This is a genomic window from Microbacterium oleivorans, assembly GCF_001644225.1.
Classification (GTDB): domain Bacteria; phylum Actinomycetota; class Actinomycetes; order Actinomycetales; family Microbacteriaceae; genus Microbacterium; species Microbacterium gawkjiense.
Window position 1 is genome coordinate 178,772 of sequence record NZ_LSTV01000002.1, and the last position, 9,377, is coordinate 188,148.

The 9,377-nt window shown below is 68.9% G+C and carries 13 protein-coding genes and 1 pseudogene; 8 read left to right on the forward strand and 6 right to left on the reverse strand.

The window, feature by feature from the left end; genetic code table 11:
- Window positions 1–5: 5 nt before the first annotated feature.
- The 3 genes from AYL44_RS07405 (at window position 6) to AYL44_RS07415 (ending at window position 2,142) form a co-directional block, all read left to right on the forward strand.
- Window positions 6–1,055: an RNA-guided endonuclease InsQ/TnpB family protein gene (locus tag AYL44_RS07405; RefSeq protein ID WP_082886144.1), complete on the forward strand. Its 1,050-nt coding sequence runs from the start codon at window positions 6–8 to the stop codon at window positions 1,053–1,055.
- A 331-nt stretch (window positions 1,056–1,386) separates the two neighbouring features.
- The gene (locus tag AYL44_RS07410) at window positions 1,387–1,695 is read left to right on the forward strand and encodes a hypothetical protein (RefSeq protein ID WP_157532586.1); all 309 of its coding nucleotides are present in this window, start codon (window positions 1,387–1,389) and stop codon (window positions 1,693–1,695) included.
- A 99-nt stretch (window positions 1,696–1,794) separates the two neighbouring features.
- Window positions 1,795–2,142, forward strand: a complete 348-nt coding sequence (locus tag AYL44_RS07415; RefSeq protein WP_064002650.1) for a hypothetical protein — start codon at window positions 1,795–1,797, stop codon at window positions 2,140–2,142.
- A 172-nt stretch (window positions 2,143–2,314) separates the two neighbouring features.
- Here AYL44_RS07415 and AYL44_RS07420 read toward each other — a convergent pair whose 3' ends face one another.
- The 3 genes from AYL44_RS07420 to AYL44_RS07430 form a co-directional block, all read right to left on the reverse strand.
- Window positions 2,315–2,593 (reverse strand): alanine racemase, encoded by a 279-nt coding sequence (locus AYL44_RS07420; RefSeq protein WP_231872751.1) that lies wholly within the window; start codon window positions 2,591–2,593, stop codon window positions 2,315–2,317.
- A 79-nt stretch (window positions 2,594–2,672) separates the two neighbouring features.
- Window positions 2,673–3,017, reverse strand: a complete 345-nt coding sequence (locus AYL44_RS07425) for a hypothetical protein (RefSeq protein ID WP_064002652.1) — start codon at window positions 3,015–3,017, stop codon at window positions 2,673–2,675.
- 108 nt (window positions 3,018–3,125) lie between these two features.
- Complete coding sequence (locus AYL44_RS07430) at window positions 3,126–4,172, reverse strand: NAD(P)-dependent alcohol dehydrogenase (RefSeq protein ID WP_064002653.1); 1,047 nt, start codon at window positions 4,170–4,172, stop codon at window positions 3,126–3,128.
- 164 nt (window positions 4,173–4,336) lie between these two features.
- Here AYL44_RS07430 and AYL44_RS07435 point away from each other — a divergent pair, with 164 nt between their 5' ends.
- The 3 genes and pseudogenes from AYL44_RS07435 to AYL44_RS07440 form a co-directional block, all read left to right on the forward strand.
- Complete coding sequence (locus AYL44_RS07435) at window positions 4,337–5,089, forward strand: SDR family NAD(P)-dependent oxidoreductase (protein ID WP_064002654.1); 753 nt, start codon at window positions 4,337–4,339, stop codon at window positions 5,087–5,089.
- Window positions 5,090–5,109: 20 nt separating this feature from the next.
- Window positions 5,110–5,238, forward strand: a complete 129-nt coding sequence (locus AYL44_RS14845; RefSeq protein ID WP_269454690.1) for a hypothetical protein — start codon at window positions 5,110–5,112, stop codon at window positions 5,236–5,238.
- Between the two features lie 18 nt (window positions 5,239–5,256).
- Window positions 5,257–5,988: pseudogene (locus AYL44_RS07440) on the forward strand (aldo/keto reductase); the annotation flags it as partial.
- A gap of 9 nt (window positions 5,989–5,997) precedes the next feature.
- Here the strand turns inward: AYL44_RS07440 and AYL44_RS07445 are convergent.
- Together AYL44_RS07445 and AYL44_RS07450 are read right to left on the reverse strand one after the other, a co-directional pair.
- Window positions 5,998–6,357 carry a hypothetical protein gene (locus AYL44_RS07445; protein ID WP_064002655.1) on the reverse strand — a complete coding sequence of 120 codons (360 nt, stop codon included), beginning with the start codon at window positions 6,355–6,357 and terminating at the stop codon, window positions 5,998–6,000.
- Window positions 6,358–6,436: 79 nt separating this feature from the next.
- Window positions 6,437–6,943: a MarR family winged helix-turn-helix transcriptional regulator gene (locus AYL44_RS07450; RefSeq protein WP_064002898.1), complete on the reverse strand. Its 507-nt coding sequence runs from the start codon at window positions 6,941–6,943 to the stop codon at window positions 6,437–6,439.
- 132 nt (window positions 6,944–7,075) lie between these two features.
- Between AYL44_RS07450 and AYL44_RS07455 the strand changes: the two genes are divergently transcribed.
- Window positions 7,076–7,417 carry a hypothetical protein gene (locus AYL44_RS07455; RefSeq protein WP_064002656.1) on the forward strand — a complete coding sequence of 114 codons (342 nt, stop codon included), beginning with the start codon at window positions 7,076–7,078 and terminating at the stop codon, window positions 7,415–7,417.
- A gap of 16 nt (window positions 7,418–7,433) precedes the next feature.
- Here AYL44_RS07455 and AYL44_RS07460 read toward each other — a convergent pair whose 3' ends face one another.
- On the reverse strand, window positions 7,434–8,294 hold the full coding sequence (locus tag AYL44_RS07460; protein ID WP_064002657.1) for a carbohydrate kinase family protein: 861 nt from the start codon (window positions 8,292–8,294) through the stop codon (window positions 7,434–7,436).
- 185 nt (window positions 8,295–8,479) lie between these two features.
- On the opposite strand from AYL44_RS07460, the gene AYL44_RS07465 reads away from it, so the two are divergent.
- Window positions 8,480–9,355 carry a formate/nitrite transporter family protein gene (locus tag AYL44_RS07465; RefSeq protein ID WP_064002658.1) on the forward strand — a complete coding sequence of 292 codons (876 nt, stop codon included), beginning with the start codon at window positions 8,480–8,482 and terminating at the stop codon, window positions 9,353–9,355.
- The last annotated feature ends 22 nt before the right edge of the window (window positions 9,356–9,377 follow it).

Genomic DNA, 9,377 nt, shown 5'->3' on the forward strand with positions numbered 1-9,377 from the left:
ACTCCTTGGCTCAAAGCGCTGCCCACCATCGCCCTGCGCGGAGCGCTGAAAGACGCAGTCCAGGCGTACGAGAACTTCTTCTCGAGCGTGACCGGAACCCGACAGGGCGCTCGGTCGGACGTCCCGTCTTCCAGCGCCGTCGCGCGCGCCAAACCGCACGCTTCTACGAAGCCGGATTCCGCATTCGTGGCGGATGGCAGAACACGAAGCGCGGCGGCGGCCGCCTCTACCTCTCCAAAGTCGGGACCGTCTCGGTCAACTGGCACCGACCTCTGCCCAGCCATCCCTCCAGCGTCACCATCATCAAAGCCGCTGACGGAACGTGGTGGGCCTCGTTCGTCGTCACCGTGCCTGTGCCCGCACCCATCGCACCGACCCACCCCGACCGGGTTGCAGGGATCGATCTCGGACTCACCGACCTCGCGACCATCGCCTACAGCGACGGCACACGCGAGAAGATAGCGGCCCCCAAGCACTACCGCGCCGCCGAGCGGAAGCTCGCGCGCGCTCAGAAGAAGCTTTCTCGCGCCCAGCGCGGGAGTAAGAACCGGGAGAAACTGCGCGTCGAGGTGGCGCGCATCCACGCCCGCACCGCCAACCTGCGACGCGACCACGCCCGCCAACTTATCTCCAGACTGATCCGTGAGAACCAAACGATCAGTCTCGAGACGTTGAGGGTCAGCGCCATGGTTCGGGGCAGGTACGGCAAGTCCATCACCGACGCCGGGTGGAGTCAGTTCGTCACGGAACTCGAAGCCAAAGCCGCAACCCACGGTCGCACCGTCGTCCGAGCAGACAGGTTCTTCCCGTCGACTCGACTGTGCGCCATCTGCAACACCAAGTCCGGCCCGAGCAGCACCGACGTGCGCCAATGGACCTGCACCTGCGGAATCCACCTCGACCGCGACTACAACGCCGCGACGAACCTCTTGGTTCTCGCCCTCGCCCCAGGAAAGGTGGAGAGGCTAAACGCCTGTGGACGAGACATCAGACTCCGGCTCGCCGGAGCAGTCTCGAACGAAGCAGGAACCCGCCGGAACGAGGTCACGTCGTGAACGGACCCGTAGACGGAACGCCCGCAACCGCGGGCGTGGATAGTGTTCGTCGCGCCTCAGAGGGTCCGAGAGGATTTTCTCGAGGATGCGAGAGGATCGGGTCTTTTCGGGGCCTCGAAGAACCGCGGAAATACGCGGGTTCTCGCACTAAAGCGAACACCCCTCCACTCATTCCTCCTCTCCGGCTCGGCCGGAACCTCGATCGAGGTGCCCTTCTCAGCGACGCCAGCCGCTCGCCCGCGCATGGCATGATGCGGCTGTGGAACGAGAACAGGGGACCCGGGTCCCCGCGCGAACGAAGCGCCTCCTCGAATGATGGGTGGCGGAGTTCATGACCGAGAACGCCGCCGATCTCGTGCACGTCAAGGTGGCCGTCCAGGACGGGTCCGACGGTCGTGACACCGGCCTCGTCGTCGTGAACCTCGGTAACGCAGGCGCGGAGATCTATATGCAACCGACCGCGCTCGACAGCACGAGGTGGGAGACCACCCTCACCGCGCGGCCCGAGGATATGACGATCTCTCCGTACAAGCTCGCCGCTCTCGCCGCCGAGGTCACCCTCGCGAGCAGCCTCTGCACCTTCCTGCAGTTCAAGTCCCTCGAATGGGACCGGATGAGCGGTATGCACGACGGGCAGTGACCCGTCATCCGATGACCGTCAGGTCGTCGTCGAAGCGGATCGACGACTCTGACGTCAAGCCCCTCCTGCAGCCCCGCACTCGCCGGTGACCCTGCGGAGGTGGGACGCATAACGATCGGCAAGGCCTCCGTGAAACTCGACGATCGGTCGATCGCTCACCTCGAGCTGGTGATCGTCGCGAAACTGCGCCGGCGCGAGTCGTTCGTGTTCACGTGGCGGCACGATGTGAGCCTGGGCGGCGGTCGCGAATCGAAGTGGGTGTCCCCGGAGTCCGACATCGACTTCCGGTTCGACAGTCGCGCACGGACGATGATCAACCCCGCCTGGGTCGAGGCGCTGATGTCGTCGGCGAACTCGCCGGCGGGACTGTGGATCGTGCCCGAGCCCGACCCCGCGACCGAGCTCGACCCGATCGCCGCCGCGATGTGGCCGACATCCTCGATCTGACGTCCCCTCCCGCCGACTACCCGCCCTCCGCCGCCCGCCGGCGGGGAGCCGCCGCGGCGGCCCGGCGCACCAGGCCGTCGAGTAAGTCGTCGCATGACGTCCCGGCGGCGGCGACGAGCCGCGGGAAGTGCGACTCGCGCCGGACCGGTTCATCCCGGTCTCGACCTCGATCTCACCTCGGCGACGGCGCCCACCCGCGCCGCCGCCCTCTGAATGAGGCGCAGATGCCGCAGCGAGGACGGGACCAGACGCACCCCCACGCGATCGCCTCGTCGAGCGGGGCGTCGGCGTGCAGCATCAACGCGAGGACGGGCACCTCGATGCCCGCCCGGCGCAGCTCGATCGCCTCGTCGCACGTGGCGACCCCCAGTTCGTCCGCGCCGCCGGCGAGGGCGGCGCGAGCAGCGCGCTCCGCGCCGAGCCCGAATCCCCCCGCCTTGACGACGGCCATGACCGGGATGCCGGGCCGCTGCATCCACTCGGGGAGGTATCCGCGTCACCCGCGCGGATGATCCCGCGAGGTGGCGGCCTCAGCCGGTGGGGGCGGCCTCGTTGTGCGCGACCGAGCGCACCTCGAGGTAGCCGCAGAGTTCGGCGGCGGTTGCCAGCTCGGCGACGAGGGCAGCCGTCTCCTCTGCGGTGAGGGCGACCTCGTCGAGCTGCGGCTCGAACACCACGCGCCAGCGTGGATCCTCGCCCATCGGCGGACGCACGTAGACGGTCGTCGACGCGTTCCGCAAGGGCACGACGACCAGCCCACCGTCGTCCCCCCACGAGTCGTGCTGGATGACGACCTTGATCAGGTCGCCGTCCTCGCGCGCGGACACGAAATCCTCGAGCCACTGCTGCAGGGTGGCGTGACTGCGGTACGGCATGTCTCCGTCTCTCCGTGGGCGACGGTACCGGTAGACCCGGCGGGGGAGGTCGCGCACTAGCGCGAGAGTAACACCCTCAGGTGACCAGATCCCGCCGGGTTTTCAGACTCAGTCCTTCAACGTCTCGATGTCGATGACGAAGCGGTAGCGGACGTCCGATCGCAGCACCCGCTCGTACGCCTCATTGACCCCGTCGACGCCGATCAGTTCGGTCTCGGGGACGATGCCGTGGGCGGCGCAGAACTCGAGCATCTCCTGTGTCTCGCCGATGGATCCGATGCTGGACCCGGCGAACGTACGCCGGTTGCCGAACAGCGTGAACACCCGCAGCGGCAGCGGCTCGGGCGGGGCGCCGACGTTGACCATGGTGCCGTCCAGGCGCAGCATCCGCAGGTAGGAGTCGAGCTTCAGGGGCGCGCTCACCGTGTTGAGGATGAGGTCGAACGTGTTGGCGAGGGTCCGGAAGGTGGCGTCGTCGCTCGTCGCGAAGTAGCGCGACGCACCGAAGCGCAGGCCGTCCTCCTGCTTCGCCAGGGTCTGCGACAGCACGGTCACCTCGGCACCCATCGCGGCCGCGATCTTGACCGCGAGGTGCCCGAGCCCGCCCATGCCGACGACGGCGACCTTCGAGCCGGGGCCGACCTTCCAGTGCGCGAGCGGGGAGTACGTCGTGATGCCGGCGCACAGCAGGGGTGCGACCGACTCGTACGGGAGCGCCTCGGGGATGCGGAGCACGAAGTCCTGGTCGACGACGACGTGGGTCGAGTAGCCGCCCTGCGTGATCGTGCCGTCGCGGTCGACCGACGCGTACGTCTGCGTGTTGCCCTTCAGGCAGTAGTTCTCCATGCCGGCGCGGCAGTTCTCGCACTCGCGGCACGAGTTCACCATGCAGCCGACGCCCACGCGGTCGCCGACCGCGAAGCCGGCCACCTCGGACCCGACCTCGACGACCTCGCCGGCGATCTCGTGCCCCACGACCTGCGGGTAGGTCACCGGGCCCCAGTCGCCCCGGACGGTGTGGATGTCGGAGTGGCAGATCCCCGCGTACCGGATGGCGATGAGCACATCGCGCGGTCCCGTCTCGCGACGCTCGATCGTCGTACGGATGAGGGGGTCGGTTGCCGAAGGGGCTGCGTACGCGGCGACGGTGGGCATGGGTTCTCCTTGCTGATCGATCGACGGATGCCGCGGGTCGGGGCATCCGTCGGTTCACACGCTACGCGCGTCGCGGCGCGGAATGTTCATGCGCGCACATGGTTGTAGCCACAGGCGCACCTCTCGCCGCGAAGGTCACGGTGACGCGCGCGAAGGAGGAGACCATGGCTCGGTTCGATGGGAAGACGGCTCTCGTCACGGGAGCAGGCAGCGGCATCGGCGCGGAGATCGCTCGGGAGCTCGCGGCCGAGGGCGCGTCGGTTGTCGTGACGGACATCAAGCAGGAGGCCGCCGAGGCTGTCGTGCAGCAGATCACGGATGCCGGGGGCACCGCATCCGCCTTCGTGCAGAACACCGCGAAGTGGCAGGACGCCGAGGCGGCCGTGCGCTTCGCCCAGGAGACCTACGGTGGTCTCCACCTCGCCGTGAACAACGCCGGCATCGGCGCCCCGCCGCAGAACATCGGCGACTACGACGTCGAGGCCTGGGATCGCGTGCGAGCGGTGGATCTCGATGGCGTCTTCTACGGGCTGAAGTTCCAGCTGCCCGCCATCGTCGCTGCCGGCGGCGGGGCCGTCGTCAACATGGCGTCGGTCCTCGGCTCGGTCGGCATCGCCCAGAACGCGGCCTACGTGGCCAGCAAACACGCCCTCGTCGGGCTGACCAAGGTCGCCGCGCTCGAGTACACCGCGGAGGGCGTCCGCACGAACGCGGTCGGTCCCGGCTTCGTCGACACGCCCCTCGTGCGCGCGAGCCTCTCCGGAGATGCCCTCGCGGCGCTGGAGAAGGAGCACGCGGCGGGACGCCTGGGAACGGATGCCGAGGTGGCGGCGCTCACGCTCTTCCTGCTGAGCGACGCGGCATCCTTCATCTCCGGCAGCTACCACCTCGTCGACGGCGGCTACTCCGCGCACTGACGCGACGCCGGGAGGCCCCGATGGAGACCCTGTCCCCCACACCTGTCATCCTCGGCGCCTCGCGCCTGGGTGAGCGGCCCGGCGCCGACGACCTGGCGGATGCCCTGATCAGCTCTCGGCTCGGCTATGTCGACACGAGCAACAACTAAGCCGGCGGGCGCAGCGAGCAGGCTCTCGGCGACGCCGTCCGCCGCGCCGGCGGGCTGCCCGGCCACACGCGGATCTACTCGAAGGCCGACAGCGACCCGGAGACCGGGGAGTTCGACGGCGAGCGGGTGAAGCGTTCGCTCGACGAGTCGCTGAGTCGGCTCGGACTCGACAGCCTTCCGCTCTATCAACTGCACGACCCCTACGGTCTGACCGTCGCCGAGGCCATGGGTCCGGGCGGCGCCGTTCCGGCCCTGATCGACCTGCGCGACCAGGGTGTCATCGGCGCGATCGGCATCGCCTCGGGCACCCTTGCGCAAGTCCGCGAGTACGTCGACACCGGCGCCTTCGACGTCGTCCTGTCCCACAACCGCTACACGCTCGCGACCCGCACCGCCGGACCCCTCTTCGAGGCCGCTCATGCGCTGGGCATGACCGTGCTCAACGCGGCGCCGTTCGGGGGCGGCACGCTCGCCAACGGCGACGGCTCGTTCGGCTATCGGCCGATGCCCGCCGACTTCGCCGCCCACGTCGAGAGGGTCCGCGGCCTCGCCGACCTGCACGGTGTCGACCTCGCCGCCGCCGCGCTCCACTTCTCGCTGCGCAGCCCGCTCGTCGATGCGACCGTCGTGGGCATCACCTCGACCGCGCGGCTCGACGCCCTCGGTCCCCTCATCGACGCTGACGTCCCCGACGCGTTCTTCGACGCGGTCGAGTCGCTGGGCACACCACCGCCGGGCGTCGAGGACTGAACGCTCGCGTCAGGCGCGGCCGAATCCGTCGAGATCGGGGTCCCAGTAGGCCTCCGGCCCCTCGTCGTACACGCCGTCCCCCGAGCCGGCGTCGTCGCGGGGGAAATGCGGGTGTCGGCGCAGCTGCGCGGCGGCGAACGAGAAGTCGGGCTCGGGACGGTCCCAGTCGGTCGCGACCGAGAGCACGTCGTTGCCGACACCGATGACGAGGGATGCTTCGCCGATCTCACCGTTCTTCTCGAACACGATCGGGATCGTGACGGCGTCGGCCCGGCCCAGTTCGGCGACGGCAGCCGTCAACGTGACGAGAGCCTCCGCGACGTCATCGGTCGTGACCACGGTCTCGCCGGCGTACGTGATGCATCTCATACGCCCACTATGGGCGTCGGAACGGAATCACGGGAACGGTTGCTTTCCCGCTCCACGCCGGGTACAGCGGATGCCGCGGTCAGGCCTCTGCGGCCACCGGCTCGACACCGTCGACGGCATCGGTCATCTGTTGCAGGAAGGCGACGACGTGCTCCTGCTCCTCGGGGCTCATCTTGACGGCCACGTCGTACATGAGCCCGTGCATGCGACCGAGGGTCTCGCGGACCTCTTCGTTCGCGTGCGGCGTCGCTCGCACGAAGATGCTGCGTCGATCGGTCGGGTTCGCGATCCGCTCGACGCGGCCGGTCTTCTCGAGCCGGTCGAGCATCGTCGTGATCGAGGCCGACGTGACCCCGAGGTATTTGACGAGCTCGGCGGGACGGGCGGAGTGGTCGGGCTGACGCAGGAGGTAGCGAAGCGCGAGAAGCTCGTTCTCACCCATCGCCATCGAGTCCCGGGTGCGGCGACGCATGGCGGCCTCGGCGGCACGATAGGTGCGCAGGGCCTCCAGGACACGACGCGCACGATCCCGCTCGCCGGGGGCTTCGTCATACCAGTAGCCGGCCTTGTCCTCGCCGTCCGCCACATCCACTCCCTACCGGTCGCGCCGAAATGCGACGACTTCGTCGAGAATAGGTGATGGGAGCGGGCGGACAGCCGCCAGTAGCCACGTGTCCCCGGATCCGCTACTCTCCCGCAACCGCGAGAGGGGAAGCCCATGCCGTTCCGAAGCAAAGAGACCCTCGAACGCTGGGTCGACGAGTTCCACGAGGCCCGCGGCGCCGGCGAGCGCATCAAGGTCATCGTGCAGGACGGCACCGACGGCGCCGACACCGGCCTTGTGGTCGTCCCCCTCGAGAACGCGACCGTCACGATCTTCATGCAACCGGCCGAGGTCGGGGCAGCGTCGTGGCGCGTGACCATCGAGCCGCAGCCCGACACGACGATCCTCAACAGCCACCAATTACACGCGATGGCCGTCGAGCTGTCCGTCGCCGCGGAACTCTGCGCCTACCTCGAAGCCCGCTCCGTCGGCCACGAGGAGACTGCCGTCGACTGACCTCCGGCAGCGGTCTTCAGCCGGCCCGTGTGCCCGCCTCCGGCTCGCTGAGCGCCGGATGCAGGTGAGGCGACGCGAGGGCGACCGCAGCCTGTCGCGCGCCGGCCTCGAGGCTCGCCTCGACGTCCGAACCCGCACCATGCGCAGCGAGGAATCCCGCGAAGAAGGCATCGCCGGCCCCGTTGCTGTCGACGACGTCGACGTCCGCTGCGGCGACCGCGTACCGACGACGGGCGGCGTCCATCGCGATCGCCCCTGACGCTCCGCGCGTGCACACCGCGAGACGGGGCCCGCGCTCCAGGCACGACTCCAGAAGTTGCCACGGGTCATCGACGGCATCGTCGTTCATGAACACGACGTCCGCGGCGCGCAGGAACGACTCATGGAATGCGGCCTTCCCGTCGTAGTCGTGGAGGTCCGTCCAGACCGGGGCGTCGATGCCGCGCGCCACGAGCTCGGCCCCGAGCGCGCTGAGGTCCACGACCGCGACAGCGGCGGAGTCCAGATCATCACCGATCTCCGCGACGACCGCCGGATCCGCCGCCGAGGGCGTCGCGACGTACAGGGAGACCCGCTCGCCCGCCCGAGTCATCAGATTGACATGCTGCTCCGTGGCGTCGGACGCGTGGCGCACCAGACGAACGCCCGCACGCGCGAGCCCGCTCGCGACGGCGGCACCCTCGGCATCCGCTCCGAGGAGCGCGTGCAATCTCACGTCCAGGCCGAGCTCCGCAAGGTGGACCGCTTTGCCCGACGATGTGCCGCCGACCGTCCGCACCGATCCGTTGGCGAACTGCATGTGGGGTGCCGGCTCGGGGAGCCGATCGAGTTCGATCAGGTGGTTCCAGGTGGCGGGCCCGCACACGACGACGGTCATGCGCTCAGTCAACCATCGGTCTCTGCTCCGGAGGCCGACGACCGGACGCATCCGATCTCACATCGCGCCTCCCTCCGAAGAGAGGAAGAGGTAACCAAAGCGGTCGACCCCGGTGCGGTCGGGGGAAACACCCGCCCTTTAGCGTCGAGCCTCACACCCGGCTCCACGACTGAAAGGGATCTGCGATGACGTACGTCAAGCCCACCGAGCTCGTCCAGACCGTGATCGACGCCGGCGCGTCGAAGGTCATGCTCTCCACCCGTGACACCCTCGTCCGCTCCATCATGGGCGGCGCGCTGCTCACGCTCGCGGCGGCGTTCGCCGTCACGGTCAGCGTCACCACCGGCATGCCGCTGCTGGGCGCCGTGCTCTTCCCCATCGGGTTCGTGATGCTCTACCTGCTCGGCTACGACCTGCTCACCGGCGTGTTCGTGCTCGCACCGCTCGCGTGGCTGGACAAGCGCCCGGGCGTCACGCTCGGCGGCATCCTGCGCAACTGGGGACTCGTCTTCCTCGGCAACTTCATCGGCGCGTTCTCGATCGCGCTGCTCATGGCGATCGTCTTCACGAACGGCTTCTCGACCCCGCCGAACGAGGTCGGTCAAGCGATCGGCCACATCGGCGAGGGCCGCACGGTCGGCTACGCCGAACACGGTGGCAACGGGATGCTGACCCTCTTCGTCCGCGCCGTGCTCTGCAACGCCATGGTCGCCACCGGAGTCGTCCTCGCGATGGTGTCGAAGGACGTCATCGGCAAGATCGTCGCGATGTGGATGCCGATCATGCTGTTCTTCTTCATGGGTTTCGAGCACTCCATCGTGAACATGTTCCTGTTCCCGTCGGGGCTGCTCCTGGGCGGCGACTTCACGATCGGCGACTACCTCATCTGGAACGAGATCCCGACGGTGCTCGGCAACCTCGTGGGCGGACTGCTCTTCGTCGGCCTGCCGCTGTACGTGACCTACGGGCGCCCCGCCGCCCCCCGCCGCGTGCGCCCGTCGCGTCGCGAAGCCGCCGCTGCCCGCGCCGTCGCCGCGGACTCGGCCGTTCCCACCCGGTGACCGACGTGGCCGGCATCGTAAA

Excerpts from the sequence above, each read along its gene's own strand:
- AYL44_RS07420 (WP_231872751.1), bottom strand. The coding sequence starts at position 2,593 with ATGGCCGTCGTCAAGGCGGGGGGATTCGGGCTCGGCGCGGAGCGCGCT.
- AYL44_RS14845 (WP_269454690.1), top strand. The coding sequence starts at position 5,110 with ATGGAGACCCTGTCCCCCACACCTGTCATCCTCGGCGCCTCGCGCCTG.
- AYL44_RS07425 (WP_064002652.1), bottom strand. The coding sequence starts at position 3,017 with ATGCCGTACCGCAGTCACGCCACCCTGCAGCAGTGGCTCGAGGATTTC.
- AYL44_RS07430 (WP_064002653.1), bottom strand. The coding sequence starts at position 4,172 with ATGCCCACCGTCGCCGCGTACGCAGCCCCTTCGGCAACCGACCCCCTC.
- AYL44_RS07465 (WP_064002658.1), top strand. The coding sequence starts at position 8,480 with ATGACGTACGTCAAGCCCACCGAGCTCGTCCAGACCGTGATCGACGCC.
- AYL44_RS07445 (WP_064002655.1), bottom strand. The coding sequence starts at position 6,357 with ATGAGATGCATCACGTACGCCGGCGAGACCGTGGTCACGACCGATGAC.
- AYL44_RS07455 (WP_064002656.1), top strand. The coding sequence starts at position 7,076 with ATGCCGTTCCGAAGCAAAGAGACCCTCGAACGCTGGGTCGACGAGTTC.
- AYL44_RS07435 (WP_064002654.1), top strand. The coding sequence starts at position 4,337 with ATGGCTCGGTTCGATGGGAAGACGGCTCTCGTCACGGGAGCAGGCAGC.
- AYL44_RS07460 (WP_064002657.1), bottom strand. The coding sequence starts at position 8,294 with ATGACCGTCGTCGTGTGCGGGCCCGCCACCTGGAACCACCTGATCGAA.
- AYL44_RS07410 (WP_157532586.1), top strand. The coding sequence starts at position 1,387 with ATGACCGAGAACGCCGCCGATCTCGTGCACGTCAAGGTGGCCGTCCAG.